This is a genomic window from Pyrolobus fumarii 1A (assembly GCF_000223395.1).
Taxonomy (GTDB): Archaea; Thermoproteota; Thermoprotei_A; order Sulfolobales; family Pyrodictiaceae; genus Pyrolobus; species Pyrolobus fumarii.
Map to the genome: position 1 here is coordinate 879,166 of NC_015931.1, position 13,193 is coordinate 892,358.

At 51.5% G+C, this 13,193-nt stretch carries 15 protein-coding genes and 1 tRNA gene; 11 read left to right on the forward strand and 5 right to left on the reverse strand.

Going from position 1 to position 13,193, the window contains the following annotated elements; genetic code table 11:
* Window positions 1-12 precede the first annotated feature (12 nt).
* Window positions 13-687 (forward strand): TIGR00266 family protein, encoded by a 675-nt coding sequence (locus PYRFU_RS04630; RefSeq protein ID WP_048191607.1) that lies wholly within the window; start codon window positions 13-15, stop codon window positions 685-687.
* 130 nt (window positions 688-817) lie between these two features.
* Here the strand turns inward: PYRFU_RS04630 and PYRFU_RS04635 are convergent, their stop codons facing one another.
* On the reverse strand, window positions 818-1,249 hold the full coding sequence (locus PYRFU_RS04635) for a helix-turn-helix domain-containing protein (protein WP_048191609.1): 432 nt from the start codon (window positions 1,247-1,249) through the stop codon (window positions 818-820).
* Between the two features lie 184 nt (window positions 1,250-1,433).
* Here PYRFU_RS04635 and PYRFU_RS04640 point away from each other — a divergent pair, with 184 nt between their 5' ends.
* From PYRFU_RS04640 to PYRFU_RS04650, 3 genes are all read left to right on the forward strand, one after another.
* Window positions 1,434-2,714, forward strand: coding sequence for a vWA domain-containing protein (locus tag PYRFU_RS04640; RefSeq protein WP_014026479.1), 1,281 nt, complete (start codon window positions 1,434-1,436; stop codon window positions 2,712-2,714).
* Entirely contained in the window at window positions 2,711-3,034 is a 324-nt protein-coding gene (locus PYRFU_RS04645; protein ID WP_014026480.1) for an FHA domain-containing protein, read from the forward strand. Before PYRFU_RS04640 ends, PYRFU_RS04645 begins: the two co-directional genes overlap by 4 nt.
* 105 nt (window positions 3,035-3,139) lie before the next feature.
* Entirely contained in the window at window positions 3,140-4,663 is a 1,524-nt protein-coding gene (locus PYRFU_RS04650; RefSeq protein ID WP_014026481.1) for a protein kinase domain-containing protein, read from the forward strand.
* Here PYRFU_RS04650 and PYRFU_RS04655 read toward each other — a convergent pair.
* The 3 genes from PYRFU_RS04655 to PYRFU_RS04665 are packed head-to-tail and all read right to left on the reverse strand — an operon-like array spanning window position 4,653 to window position 6,795.
* A complete protein-coding gene (locus PYRFU_RS04655) occupies window positions 4,653-5,387 on the reverse strand; it encodes a 5-formyltetrahydrofolate cyclo-ligase (RefSeq protein ID WP_014026482.1) in 735 nt (244 codons plus the stop codon). The two genes, PYRFU_RS04650 and PYRFU_RS04655, sit on opposite strands and share 11 nt — an antisense overlap.
* 6 nt (window positions 5,388-5,393) lie before the next feature.
* On the reverse strand, window positions 5,394-6,101 hold the full coding sequence (locus PYRFU_RS04660; RefSeq protein WP_014026483.1) for a restriction endonuclease: 708 nt from the start codon (window positions 6,099-6,101) through the stop codon (window positions 5,394-5,396).
* Window positions 6,094-6,795 (reverse strand): metal-dependent hydrolase, encoded by a 702-nt coding sequence (locus PYRFU_RS04665; protein WP_014026484.1) that lies wholly within the window; start codon window positions 6,793-6,795, stop codon window positions 6,094-6,096. The genes PYRFU_RS04660 and PYRFU_RS04665 overlap by 8 nt, the downstream gene beginning before the upstream one ends.
* A 79-nt stretch (window positions 6,796-6,874) precedes the next feature.
* Between PYRFU_RS04665 and map the strand changes: the two genes are divergently transcribed.
* The 5 genes from map to PYRFU_RS04690 all read left to right on the forward strand — a co-directional run bounded on the left by map (window position 6,875) and on the right by PYRFU_RS04690 (window position 9,701).
* Window positions 6,875-7,807, forward strand: coding sequence for a type II methionyl aminopeptidase (map, locus tag PYRFU_RS04670; RefSeq protein WP_014026485.1), 933 nt, complete (start codon window positions 6,875-6,877; stop codon window positions 7,805-7,807).
* Window positions 7,808-7,810: 3 nt separating this feature from the next.
* Entirely contained in the window at window positions 7,811-8,935 is a 1,125-nt protein-coding gene (locus PYRFU_RS04675; RefSeq protein WP_014026486.1) for a DUF1512 domain-containing protein, read from the forward strand.
* Between the two features lie 21 nt (window positions 8,936-8,956).
* Window positions 8,957-9,319 carry an SIR2 family protein gene (locus tag PYRFU_RS10435; RefSeq protein ID WP_167827839.1) on the forward strand — a complete coding sequence of 121 codons (363 nt, stop codon included), beginning with the start codon at window positions 8,957-8,959 and terminating at the stop codon, window positions 9,317-9,319.
* Window positions 9,316-9,546 (forward strand): hypothetical protein, encoded by a 231-nt coding sequence (locus tag PYRFU_RS10440; RefSeq protein WP_014026488.1) that lies wholly within the window; start codon window positions 9,316-9,318, stop codon window positions 9,544-9,546. Before PYRFU_RS10435 ends, PYRFU_RS10440 begins: the two co-directional genes overlap by 4 nt.
* Before the next feature lie 77 nt (window positions 9,547-9,623).
* Window positions 9,624-9,701, forward strand: a tRNA-Val gene (locus PYRFU_RS04690).
* A gap of 306 nt (window positions 9,702-10,007) precedes the next feature.
* Here PYRFU_RS04690 and PYRFU_RS04695 read toward each other — a convergent pair.
* Window positions 10,008-10,601, reverse strand: coding sequence for a hypothetical protein (locus PYRFU_RS04695; RefSeq protein WP_048191613.1), 594 nt, complete (start codon window positions 10,599-10,601; stop codon window positions 10,008-10,010).
* 64 nt (window positions 10,602-10,665) lie between these two features.
* Between PYRFU_RS04695 and PYRFU_RS04700 the strand changes: the two genes are divergently transcribed.
* A complete protein-coding gene (locus PYRFU_RS04700; RefSeq protein ID WP_167827840.1) occupies window positions 10,666-11,697 on the forward strand; it encodes an ABC transporter permease in 1,032 nt (343 codons plus the stop codon).
* Window positions 11,698-11,709: 12 nt separating this feature from the next.
* Window positions 11,710-13,158, forward strand: coding sequence for an ABC transporter permease (locus tag PYRFU_RS09935; protein ID WP_014026491.1), 1,449 nt, complete (start codon window positions 11,710-11,712; stop codon window positions 13,156-13,158).
* Window positions 13,159-13,193: the final 35 nt, after the last annotated feature.

Sequence of the window (13,193 nt, forward strand, 5' to 3'; positions counted from 1 at the left end):
GGTGAAAACAATATGCAGTATAGAATCGAGCACGGGCCTGCTTATGCTGTGCTAAAGGTTCGCCTAGAGGCTGGTGAAAGTATATGGGCTGAGCCTGGTGCCATGATGCTCCTCAGGGGCCCCGTTAGAGTAGAGACTAGGGCATATGGCGGCGTGTTAACCGCGTTAAAGAGGGCACTGTTTGGTGGCGAGAGCTTCTTTCTGAATCGTTACGTGGCTGAGGGTCCGGCTGAAGTCTGGCTCGTACCTGGAACTCCCGGTGACATAGCTACTATAGACATGCAGGGAGGCGGCTCGTGGATAGTGCAGGATACGAGTTACCTCGCGCATAGTGGCGACATAAATGTTGATGTGGCGTGGCGTGGGCTGCGCGGCTTGATAGCAGAGGGTGAGATAGTATGGTTAAAGCTGGAGGGTAGGGGCTTAGCATGGATATCATCATATGGCGCGATAGATAAGATAGACGTTCCTCCAGGCGAGAAGGTAGTAATAGATAACTTTCACTTTGTTGCGATGAGCGCCGACGCTAAGTGGAGTGTAAGAAAATTTGGTGATTTGAAGAGCTTCATCTTTGGTGGTGAAGGATTCGTGATCGAGATCGAGGGGCCGGCGACTGTGTATGTCCAGTCGCGTATGTTGCCATTATTTGCTCGGTTGTTGCAGAAATTCCTGCCTAGACAGTCGTAAGGCAAGCTGTAGTGTAACGATTCTATAACCTGTTATTGGCTTTTGTAGGATACCGGATGGCGGGGGATGGGGAGGCGCATTAGGTCCGATAGGTGAGGACAGTACCCTCGGCCCTACCCCGCCGTATCGGTTAGACCCTGCTGATAGAACTCTGGGTACGTGCTTGCTCACTCATTAGCTCTACTACATGCTGTGCAGCTCTACATAGCTCTTTTAGTCTTTCGACAAGCTCGGGTTTCGGCTCATAGATGTAAGCTCTGCCTCCCCTTCTCAGTGGAAACGGGCGTCTTTCAATGAGTCCCTTAGAGTATAGCTTTCGTAGCGCGCGTCGTACAACCTCCTGATTGCGACCGGAACTAGCAGCGATGTCTTTCGCCGTGGCGGGTCTCGGGTCCAGCAGTAGATGCGTGAGAACGTAAGCCTCCTCCTCTGACAGGTTGAGCAAGCACTTGAGGACGCAACGGAGTCTAGCCTCATTGATCTGCTTGGTGTCGAATTCGCTCTTCTCACTCTTCTCGCCTAAAGGGTAGAGCGTGTAATCATAGAAGGATTGAGACGCCATACGAGGCCCTACACCCACCTTAACACGTGTTAACGAGGGGAGAAAATAAACGTTGATGTAATTATCAAACAAGCAGAATGGTGGCATGGGAACACTATTGTTAAGCATTGTGCTAAAGATTGAAGGCGTTTAAGGAACTGTTAATAAAGTAGGGTGTGAAGCGACATCTTAGGAGAATGGTGCCTTGCCGCGAATTGGAGCAGCGCCTACGCGGGCGTTGATGCTTGTTGTCGAGACGGATAGGGATGCTATTGTACCTCAGGGTGCGCGTGTAGGGTTTGTAGCGGAGATATACGGCAGGAGGGCTGAGAGAGCCCCCACGTTCCTCATTGTACTCCTTGACGTGAGTCCTTCGATGAAGAAAGAGGGTAAGATCATACGTGCAAAGGAAGGCGTAATGGAGGCTATGAAGACGTTGAAGCCTACCGACCATTTCGCTGTGATAGCGTTCTGTAGGACTGCAAAGCTCGTTGGCTCCACGATTTACGGTGATAGTCTAGAGGATATCAAGAGGAAGGTTGATGAGGTGAAGCACTGTACGTTTACAAACATCGGTCGTGCGCTCGAGGAGGCTCTCAACCTAATTGAGGCTCTCAATAAGCGCTATGGAGCGATATACACCTACAGAATCCTTCTTCTGACTGATGGCATGCCTACATGGGGGCCTAAGAAGCCGGAGCATTTCAGTAAGATCATCGAGAGGGCGCGCAAGCTAGGTGCACCTATAATTGCAATAGGTATCGGTCGCGAGTATAATGAGAAGCTTCTCTTCCACTTGGCCAAGGAGACTGGAGGCGTGTTCGAACATGTTACCTCGGCTGAGGAGATACGCAGAGTTCTCGAAGAGTATGCGGCCAAAGGGACGAAAGTTGTTGCTAAGGACGTGAAGCTAGAAATAGAGTTGTATGGTAACGTGGATCTGGAGGTTTATGGTTTCCGGTATGAGAGGAAAGGCTCCAAGGCCATAGTGCACGTTGGTGACATAAGCGAAGGCGAGCAGGTTACGGTGGCGGGCATGCTCATAGTGTTCCCGATGGCAGCCGCGCCGGGTGCGAAGATGCGAGCGGCGAGGTTCAGAGTGAGTTACTATGAGCCTATGGGAGGTGAGAGAATGACTGCGTGGATCGACCTAACCTTGCGTGTTGTCGAGAGTGAAGAGCAGATTAAAGTGGATGAGGTTGTCGCTGCAAAAGTGAATGCTCTAAGTGCCGCGCAGAAGATAGTGGAGGCTGCAATGGATGGCCGTGCTGAAGAACTCCTAGAGGCTACTGCTAGGCTTGCCGAGGAGACGGCGAGAATAGGCGATATGGAACTATACAGTGAGACTATGCGTATCAAGGAGATGCTAGAGGCGAGGGCTGATGAAGCGGTTAAAGAGGCGCTCAGCCTAGCAAGCAAGATTGTAAAGCGTACAGTGAAGGAAGAGGAAGTGGAGGAGAGGGGAGCAGAGGGCGGTCAGACGTGACGTCTCTCACGCTAGAGGTTGTGAAATCACCCTTTAATCAACCCGTGAGTGTATGGAAACTCCAACCGGAAAAGGGCGAGTATATAATCGGTCGAAGTCCCACCAATGACATCGTTATCGTAGACCCTTATGCTTCGAGAAAACACGCGAAGATATTCTACCGTGATGGTAAGTGGTTCATCGAGGATCTAGGAAGCACTAATGGAACCGTGGTTGACGGCGAACCTGTTGAAGACAAACCCGTGGAACTAAAGGACGGCTCGGAGATAGTCATAGGTTTAACTGTACTCCGTGTGAAGTACGAGGAAGAGGAGGAGTAAAGCGGGAAAACGAGTATATTCTCGTGGATATGTTTAACAGTGTTACATTAATGAGGGTGCCTCGTTTTTTGCTGGCGTGTTGATGGGCAATTATCGGGAGGAGTAATGTTCAGAATTGCGACCACGATTGAGGATGCTAGCAAACATCTTGCAGATCCGCTGGTACAGCTAGACATAACAATGAATTCTAGAACGTATGTTTACCATAAGAGGATTAGCGGTCGCGAAGAGCTTGAGAAGATAATTTTAGATGTTTCGAAGAAGCTCCAATCTAACGCTTGTCTATCTGTTGTCGTCTCTAACAAGGCAGGTGAAGGAAGGCTACTTGTTTGCGGTGACGCAGTGATAGGTGCAGTGTTTAGGGATGGCAAGAGCGGTGTAGTGCTGACAGGTGAGCGTGCGTACATTCGCATACTTGAGGTGGTTACGCAACAGGATAGTATAGTAGATATTATGGCTGTTGAGCGCGATAAGCTACCCGCTGATATAAGATCTCTCGTTGAGCGTGCGCGTGTTGCGGCTATACCTGCCGGTAGGCCACCGATGGTGTGGATTGGGAGCGTACTCTACGGTTTCAAGGTGGAGCGGATCATAGGAGAGGGTGGGATATCTTACGTTCTTGAAGGCATCGGTGCCAATGGAAGATTTGCCCTTAAGATTCTGAGGGAGAGGAGCAGGTTCGGCTCGCCGCTTGCTGTGGGCAACCGTGGAGCTATTGAGAGCTTTGCTAGAATGGCGACTGCAATGATGAAGATGACGTTTGCTAGCCGGGGTGTGGTGGAGGCTGCTCTGGAGGAGAGGGGTGTAACCGAGGGGCTCCGTGATAAGGTGAGGCTGTTAACGGGCTTTGCTGATAATATAATACGTGTGTATGGTGTATACATTCCTCGCGAAGAGTACCGCAATCTTGACGAGTATGTTAAGACGCCGCCCGTTGTTGTCATGGAGTATGTTGATGGGGTGACACTTGACCGTATTGAGGCTAATGTTAGCCCCTTTGAAGCTAGGAAAATAGTCTACGAGGTTGCTGGTGCTCTTGCATTGGCTCATACGCTAGGTTTCGGCCACTTTGATGTAAAGCCTCAGAACGTTATGGTTGTTCGTGTCAGTGGATTTCTAAAAGCCAAAGTATTCGACTTTACGGCGCTCCCAATAGACCGTAGGAGGCCGCCTGCGCTCGAGGAGATAACTCCGGAGTATGCGGATCCATATTCGCTCCTTCATGGTGCGCGTGCATATCCCAGCTACGATGTGTATAGTCTAGGCTTGATGGCATACAGGTTGTTCTACAAGAGGAGGCCATATGCGAGGCTGGCGCTTAACTATGTGGTGTTGAAGAGAGTTGTGCCAAAGCTGGCAGAGAGCATGGGGAGGGTGTTGCCTCCCGAAGCGCAAGAATACACGAGAAAGTTTGAGAGGCTTGCGGCTAGCATGCATGACCCAGACTCGTTCTTGCGCGCGGCGGAGGAGTTGTTAGAGGCGATTGAGCCGTTGGGGCCTCCACCCGGACAACCAGAGAATATAGTTGACATTCTCCGCAAGATGCTTGCTCTCACACCAGAGAGAAGATATCGTGATGCTATCGAGTTGTTGAAAGACTTAGGGTCTTTATTCGGCGTCACCTTCTGAGCTTCTCCTTCAGCTCGCGAAGCAGTGGTATCTCGCGAAGCTTCTCATCGGGAAGCCTATTCCATAGTATGCCCTGCGGTTTAGGCGGCTTGGGCTCGACACGGTGCAATCTAGTTGGCGTCGCTATGATATCTACCGTGAGGTCGTAGGGCTCGCGTGGTATAGAGTCGACTATCTGTAGGTCGTGGACTGTTGTTGCAACAGGAGTCTCTGGTGTAACGGCACCTATCTCTCTTAACACAGCGTACTCCAGCTCGGCGTAGCCTTCGCCCTTTCCCACCCTGTTACCCTCTCTATCAACAGCTACTGAGCCCGTTACAATCAGGTCTATCTTTAGCCTTGCCAGCTCGTCTAGCGTTAGACGGCGTCCCCAGCGGAACGCTCCGCGTATCGTTGATGCCTCGGCATAATACCTAGGTGGTATCAGCCTCGGGTCTAGGAGGAGGAACCCCTCTCTCATCCTCGGAGTAGCCATTATCAACAACTTGGCCTCTTGGAGAGCACGTAGCCGTACAAGTCTTTGAGGTGCATCCGGGTTCACCTTCACTATCCTCGCTTTTCTCCACTCGGGCGTCTCGAACAGCCTCTCTGCGGCTCTCTCGGCACCCACAAAGTTAGGTATGCGCCCGTAGACCGGTCGAGGGAAGGCAGCTACACCCTTTTCCTCCAGAAGTTTCCATATTCGCTCCCTAATCCTTCGCTTAACCTCCTTCGGGTTGTCCAATCTCCACTACCCCAGTGTGGATGCTATTCGTTCAAGCCTCTCTACACTAGACTCTAGCGTGTCTACGAGTGCAGACAACCTTAGTAATGCAAGGGCGAGCCTCGCATACCCTCTAATAGCGGCATAGCTCCTAAGGCTACGTGGAACGACACCCGCCCTTCTAGCCTCCGCCAGCATCCTCGCCGCATCTCTAATGCCTACACCCAGGCGTTTAGCAAGCTCTTCCAGTGTCTCAGAATCCGCTATAGCCCTCAATAGTTCAACATCACGTGGGCGCAGGCTGGATACCCGCGAAAGAGCCGCGATTACATCCTCTATTGTGGATGCAAGTGCCTCCTTAACAATCTCTTCAAGCTCGTCAGCATCGACTAGGAACGAATCAGAGAGAATTACCGTCTCTACTCCGAGCTTCTCGGCCAGCTTTTCAGCAGCCTCGTCAGCGAACCCTCTCGCAACAACCATGGGTTTTGCGTCCAAAAGTAGCGCATTCACATAGGCTTGGCGTAGGGTAGTCACGTCGATTCTCCCAGCCTTGATTTCCACCGCGTACTTCTCACCACTAGGAGCCTCTACTATAGCATCAACCTCGGCTACCTCAACACCATCAATGATTATACGTTTATGTGTCTCGAGGATACGGTAACCCATCTCTTCTAGAACATGGAGGGCTATGCGTTCGCTACTCCTCCAGCGCTTTTCTCCACTCCTAGCCAAGGCTTAGAGTCTCCCCTGGTTTCAGTATGACCACTTTAGTGCCAGGCACTCTCTCCTCAACAAGCTTTCTGAACTTCTCAGGATCGGCTTGAATCACCGGGAATGTGTTGTAGTGCATTGGGATCACGTACTTGGGTTTGAGTAGCTCTACAGCCTTAGCAGCCTGTACCTCATCCATGGTGAAGTGACCGCCTATCGGCAGGAGCGCTACCAGAGGCTCGTAGAGCTCGCCGATTAGCTGCATCTCGGCAAATATCCCAGTGTCGCCTGCGTGATACACTACACCCTCGCTTGTGAATAAGAGAGCACCGGTTGGTGCACCGACGGGCGAACTGTGAACAGCTGGTGTGAGTGCTACACGCTCTCCGATACCCGGTATCCTCATAGGTCCACCTATGTTGCCGCCAACGAACCTGTCACTAGCCTCTCCGGTCTCGCCAACCCTTGTTTGCATGTGAAGCGCTAGCTCGTAAATGGCGGCAAGCTTTGCCTCACTATTCCTCCTTAGAAGCTCAACGCTATCACCGATATGGTCGTCGTGAGCGTGTGTGAGCACTATGAGGTCAATGCGCTCGTTATACTCGCTTGGTTTGATGGGCGAGAGCGGGTTCGATAGCCATGGGTCCACAAGTATCCTCAAATTGCCATCTGTAATCTCAAACGCTGCGTGGCCAAACCAGCGTATGCGTAGCATGCCTATCCCGCCGCTACTATAGACGTGCTCCGGTATATAGGGTGAGGCTGCTGCCTCCAGCCGGGGAGTAGAGCTGGGAATGGATGAGGAGATACTGCGTAAGTATCTTGAGGCCGGGCGCATCGCGAGAATAGTACTACAAGAGACTGTTAAGCTTGTAGAGCCGGGTGCACGACTGCTCGACATCTGTGATTATGCTGAGAGGAGGACTAGGGAGCTCGGAGGCGAGCCAGCATTCCCATGCAACATATCAGTTAACGATGTTGCCGCCCACTACACACCGGTAATAGGCGATGATGCGACTATCCCAGAGGATGCGATAGTAAAGATAGACATTGGAGTCCATGTTGACGGGTACATAGCTGACACTGCAGTGACGGTGGACCTTAGCGGTAAACACGAAAAGCTCCTAGAGGCGGCGCGTGAAGCTCTCGAAGCTGCCATAAGGGAGGTCAAGCCGGGCGTCAGTTTCCAGACTATAGGCGCTGTTGTCGAGCGTCTGATAAAGTCAAAGGGGTTCAAGCCTATAGCGAACCTCTCGGGGCACAGTCTTGGTAGGTACCTGGTGCACGCTGGCGAGAGCATCCCGAATGTTAACGAGCCACTTCCTGGTGTATTCCGTCCCGGGAACGCTTACGCGATTGAGCCGTTCGCGACTACCGGCGAGGGTTACGTAGTTGAAAGAGAACCGATAACAATATACTCCCTCAACCCCGAAAGGCCGTCGATGCGTGCAATGAGGCTTAGACAGTTGGAGAAGAGATTGTTGTCGGAGATTGCTACCAGATTCCGGACGCTACCCTTCACAGAGAGATGGTTCGACGTAGAGAAGTATGGAGGGGTCGAGGCTCTTAGGCTTGCATTGAGAAAGCTCTGGAGGGCACGTGCGCTCATAGGTTATCCTATGCTTGTCGAGAGGAGTGGCGGTCTAGTCGCGCAGTTTGAACACACGGTTCTCGTCCTAGAGGATAGGATTATCGTGACCACTGGGGGTGACGAGGGGGAGGCTTAGGTCATGCAGGCGGGTGGCGGCACGGGCTCAACAGACATCATAACAATGATATCGCAGTTGATATTCACTATAGTGTTTCTCATGATGTTTCTGGGCGTCAATCAACGTATCCAAGTTGCTCTGTGGGCTCGTGATGTACGTGGTAAACTGGCTATCCTACGATCCTACGTTGACGATGCTATTTCAAGAGCGGTTGAGTACCTACGCTCGGCTGGGGTTAGAGACCCGCATAGCCTCGTATCAAGAGTTTCGAGATACTTCATAGTGCATCCGGTTGATATCGAACCAGTGGATATCATCAGAAGGCTTGAGAGGGTGTTGCGCACTAAGGACGAGACCATACGCTCATGGGTGCTTGATGCACTGCCTCCAGAGAAACGCGGCGACGAGACGCTTGTGAACAACGTGGAGACTCTCGTTGGTATAGCAGGTGCCCTCGACACTCTATACAGGCTAGTGAGGCATCTCTTCATACTGAGCCTACGCTACAACAACTGGGCACTAATGATGCAGCTGGTTCTTGTAATGCCAATGTTATTGCGCGTGGCGCGCAGCTATCGTGATGCCGCGCAAGTGGTGAGCGAGGGCAGGCCTATCGGCGACGGCGCTGGCCCGCTCGCAGCGTTCCTACTTGCCAAGAAGCTTGGTGTAAGCCCCGAAGGCGAGGCTGCACACAACACTGTGTACTATCGTGCCGTCCTAGATGAGCGCGAGGTGTACATAATCAAGGCCAAGGGGCCGGGCTCTACAGTGGGCAGGCCAGGCGAAGCTGTAGAGAACATAGCAAAGCGCGTTGGTGACAAACTCGCGGCGATAATAACTATCGATGCAGTCTTGAAACTTGAGGGAGAGGAGACGGGCGAGGTTGCGATAGGTGCTGGTGTAGCCATGGGTGACCCGGGCCCCGAAAAGATAAAAATTGAGAGAATAGCATCGAGACTGCGTATCCCTCTACACGCTATAGGCATAAAGATGTCCATAGAGGAGGCGATAACGGGCATGAGAAAAGAGATAGCAGACGCCGCCTCGAGAGCAGCAAAGATTGTAGAGGATATTGTGAAGAGTGTGGAGCGTGGTAAGGCGGTTATTGTAGTCGGTGTAGGGAACACTGTTGGTATAGGGCAATAGGTGGGAGCGATGGCAACAACCATGCCCTCAACCGATATAGTATCAACCCTAATGGATATGCTTCTTCTAACGTTGATAGTCTTATTCAGCGTCTCTATCCTACTCGCGACGATGAAGAAGCAGCAGGAGCCGAAGCCGAGACTGAGGACTAGAATCGAGTGTATGAGGTGTGGATACAGGCTTGAAAGGGAATACAGTAAGGGCGACTATGTAGGCCTCGAAGATGGAGAGTGTCCAAAATGCGGAGGCAAGTTGATCGTGGTTGCTGTTTACGAGGAGAGGCCCGGAGAGAAGGAGGAACAGCGCATATTGTCACTGATCGAGAAGACACAGCGCAAGATAAGTACCAGGTTATACTCTCGGCGCATGCAAAGGAAAGGATGAGAGAGCGTCGTGTGACAATAGACGAGGTTATAGAAGCTCTGGAAAATCCAGAGCAACTAGTCTATGACAAGCAACGTGATGTGTATATAGCGATGGGCTGGAACGGTGTTGCTGTTGTGTACGCGCCTAGGGGCATACGCTATGAGGTAGTAACTGTGATGCGCAGGAGGGAGTACGAGGCGCTGTTGAAGAGGCTTGGGAACCGTAGATACAAAATCATAGCATGAATCTGGCGCCGAGATTCTTGCCGTGGGCGCAAACCCTATATCAGCCTCTGGGGTTGAGCCCTTCCTACACGGAGTGTGGGCCCGTCGTCTAGCCTGGTTAGGACGCCGCCCTGACGAGGCGGAGGTCCGGGGTTCAAATCCCCGCGGGCCCACCACACGATAACAACAAGCCCTCTCTTGTCACTTCTACACATCCTTACCCTCTCAACACTCCATCAAGATAAGACGCCTTTGCTAGTTTGGACCCCATGCCAAGACGCACATTAATAACAACTATAGCAATTATAACCTGATGCTACTGTAAGAAGCTTGTAGTATTGGCGGCGGACGGCTGAGCCACGGCGCCCGCCCATCCACGCCCGGGGTGACGCCCCGGCGTAGCGGGCGGCGCCCCCATCGTATCATAGTTATGAGAAGATGGGTAACCAGCTTTGAGGATTAGAACTTAACTTTGCTGTTTTCTAGGTTACAAGGTTCGTAAGCAAGTCTTTCAAGTGGGGTTCTAGTTTGAGAAGTCGTGACAATATCTCATCGTGATTATCGTCTATGTCTGTGATGTCCCGGAGTGTGCCACTTGCTTCTATGCTAAAAGGCCTATAATAGATGCCTGAGATCCTAGCATCCTTTACTATCTTCTCTAGGTCCTCGCGTAACAATGATGCTATTGACGTCTCTAGGTTGTCTTCGGGGTTGACACGTACTCTTGGCAGTCTAGAGGGGAATAGTAGTCTCTCTTTGATCACTCTCGCGTAGGCCCACACGCCGCTGCCAACGCCTCTAACCTCTATGCGCCATGACGCTCGTCCATTGCCTCTACACGAGGCTAGGGCTTCACGTATTGCCGTGTGGGGGTCTCTGGATGGTTTTGCGAGAATCCCGCGTGGTTTACCATTCTTTGGCTCCAGAGTGATCCGTGTGAATCCCAATAGTTTCCTGCAGCCCGAGGCTCTAGGCGAAATATACAGTTCATAGTAGAGGTTTGCAGCTAGCCTAGCATATGGTATCCACACTATCGTCCTGGTGTTACCCGATGCAGGCCAGTGACCTACGTGCATTGCAATTACCCGGGACTAAGCCTTAAGGGGGTCTTTATTGCTTCCCACCGCGCGGATGAGCATCATGCGATGGTTGGTCACGAAGGCGTTAACGATACCAATTGTATTGTTTGTTGTTGTGTCGATCCTTGTGGCGTTGACAACGCCAATTCTCGACCAGATAATGATGAAGAGTATTGAAGTCGAGATTAGGAGAGCTATATTCACGAACCCGCAGTATGCCAACGTACCTATGGAAATCAAGCTCCAGATGGCGGAGAGAATGAAGGAGGAGCTGATCAAAGCACTTGGTCTCGACCAGCCTTGGTATGTAAAGATGATAAAGTATACGTTTAGCTTGTTAACCTTCCAACCTATTTATGCTAGGGTCCTCACAACTAGGATAATAAACCCTGGTAGCCCCGACGCGTACCTCATAGTTCTTGAAAGGATACCATTCACAGTGTACCTGTTCACCACGTCCAGCATATTGACGATGGCACTTGCCATACCACTTGGCCTGCTTGCTGCAAGGCGGCCGGGCGGCATCATTGATAGGATGATATCGACGTGGTCGATATTCAGTATTAGCATGCCCTGGTGGTGGGTGGCAATGGTGATGATATGGGTGTTTGCTTACCAGCTTCGCATATTCCCTGGCCCGGAGTATCAGACGGACTGGACCAATCCAGTTAGCGTAGCGTATCGTGCAGCCTTACCGGTGTTGACGATAACCCTGACATCCACGGGCGTCGTGGCATACCGCATAAGAAGTATACTGCTAGATATACTGACTGAAGACTTTGTTATGACAGAGAGAGCGAAGGGTGTGCCAGAGCGTATGCTCCTCTTCAAGCACGTATTGCGTGTAGCCGCGCCACCAATAGTAACGATGGTTCTGCTAACCATCGTCCTGAGTATTGTGAGTGGTGCGATACTCACGGAGGCCGTGTTCAACTGGTTCGGCCTGGGTACGCTTTACTGGGAGGCAGTCGTCTCGAACGACATACCAGTTATCCTCGTCCTCACGTACATATCGACATTGCTCTACCTGATTACGAGGTTCGTGCTAGATATACTCTATACAATACTTGACCCGAGGATTAGGCGCGCGTAGGGGTGAGAGTCAATGGCGTGGCACGTGTTGCGTGAGGTGCTGCACTCTTGGAGTGGCAAAGTGGCGATAGCATTGCTGCTCATACAATTAGCGTTAGCTGTGTATGTAGTGGTGTTCACAGACTATGCGAAGCTCTCGAGGCTGTATTTGGATGAGAATGCGTGGATTGGTAGGTATCCTCTTCATGTGCCGCCGTGCTGGGCTGTGTCGAAGCACGCGCAGGAGGTAGAGTTGGTGCTCGATACTAGCAGTGCAGAACCGTTCAACATTACCATTAAGCGCCTAAAGAAGTATACTGTGTACAATATCACGTGGATTGGCGAGCTAAAGTATGAGGGTGATGCGCCGCCAAGCGACACGCTCATGCTACTGGTGGTGAATAGAAGCGGAACATTGCGTGGCTTCAAACTCGGCCTTGTAATAGAGAGGCCGGATGGGCTGCGAATACCGCTGCTATACAGGGTGCCGGTGCCGCAAGAGAGCGTAGTGGTCATCGGTGTGGATCGTGAGACGCCACAGCTACTGTCAACAGTGCAGCCAGAATCGCCTCTATACAAGGTGATAATGGACAGTGTTGCCAGCGTATTCGAGGCTGGCAACGCGACGAGAATGAAGCTTGTCGAGATGGGGCTAGGCCAGATACTATGGATAGGTAGAGACTTTGAGCCGGTACGTGGAGTGTACAAGATCAAGCTAAGCGTGTTCTTCGTGGCAAAGGGAGAGGCGGATCTGCAGCATGATATGCACGTATATTTCGTGCTTAGGACTCTCGGTAATTGCTATGGGCTGATGGGGACCGATAGCGTAGGCAGGCCGATAGAGCTAGGTATACTAGTGGGGCTCCCCTGGTCCTTCGTCATAAGCATTTACGTGTCCTTCCTATCAGTGATGATCGGCGGCCTATACGGTATAGCTGCAGGGTTAGCGAGGGGTTGGAAAGGCGAGCTGCTTATGAGGATTGTAGATGTAGTCTACTCTATACCGATCCTACCAATACTAATAGTTGTCATAATGGCTACAAAAAGCTACTCGATATGGCTTATAATGACGGTCATGATCGCCTTTCTGTGGAGCATGCCGGTGGTCGTTGTTAGGAGTATGACATTGCAGATAAGAGAGCAACCATATATCGAAACAGCTAAAGCCATAGGTGTTGGCACGCTCAGAATAATCTTCCGTTATGTACTGCCACAAGTGATGCCATACCTGGTGACGTTAATGGTGCTAGGTATCCCTGACCCAATCCTAACAGAGGCTGCACTAGCATTCCTAGGTTTGAGCGACCCCACGGTACCCACGTGGGGTAAGATGCTAGAATGGGCGTGGAACGAGCACGCAGTGATCAACGGATGGTGGTGGAGCTTCATCTTCCCAGGTCTTGCCCTCACTGTGTTCTGTGCGACATTCCTGCTACTTGGTAGAGCGCTGGAGCCAATCGTTGCCCCAAAGATAAGGCGGTAACGCCTCATTTTTCTCCAATTAGGATATTATCAAGA

What these genes read in the sequence shown, in the direction of transcription:
- PYRFU_RS04630 (WP_048191607.1), top strand. Translation starts at nt 13, where the DNA reads ATGCAGTATAGAATCGAGCACGGGCCTGCTTATGCTGTGCTAAAGGTT.
- PYRFU_RS04635 (WP_048191609.1), bottom strand. Translation starts at nt 1,249, where the DNA reads ATGGCGTCTCAATCCTTCTATGATTACACGCTCTACCCTTTAGGCGAG.
- PYRFU_RS04650 (WP_014026481.1), top strand. Translation starts at nt 3,140, where the DNA reads ATGTTCAGAATTGCGACCACGATTGAGGATGCTAGCAAACATCTTGCA.
- PYRFU_RS04665 (WP_014026484.1), bottom strand. Translation starts at nt 6,795, where the DNA reads ATGCTACGCATACGCTGGTTTGGCCACGCAGCGTTTGAGATTACAGAT.
- map (WP_014026485.1), top strand. Translation starts at nt 6,875, where the DNA reads ATGGATGAGGAGATACTGCGTAAGTATCTTGAGGCCGGGCGCATCGCG.
- PYRFU_RS04675 (WP_014026486.1), top strand. Translation starts at nt 7,811, where the DNA reads ATGCAGGCGGGTGGCGGCACGGGCTCAACAGACATCATAACAATGATA.
- PYRFU_RS10435 (WP_167827839.1), top strand. Translation starts at nt 8,957, where the DNA reads ATGCCCTCAACCGATATAGTATCAACCCTAATGGATATGCTTCTTCTA.
- PYRFU_RS10440 (WP_014026488.1), top strand. Translation starts at nt 9,316, where the DNA reads ATGAGAGAGCGTCGTGTGACAATAGACGAGGTTATAGAAGCTCTGGAA.
- PYRFU_RS04695 (WP_048191613.1), bottom strand. Translation starts at nt 10,601, where the DNA reads ATGCACGTAGGTCACTGGCCTGCATCGGGTAACACCAGGACGATAGTG.
- PYRFU_RS04700 (WP_167827840.1), top strand. Translation starts at nt 10,666, where the DNA reads ATGCGATGGTTGGTCACGAAGGCGTTAACGATACCAATTGTATTGTTT.
- PYRFU_RS09935 (WP_014026491.1), top strand. Translation starts at nt 11,710, where the DNA reads ATGGCGTGGCACGTGTTGCGTGAGGTGCTGCACTCTTGGAGTGGCAAA.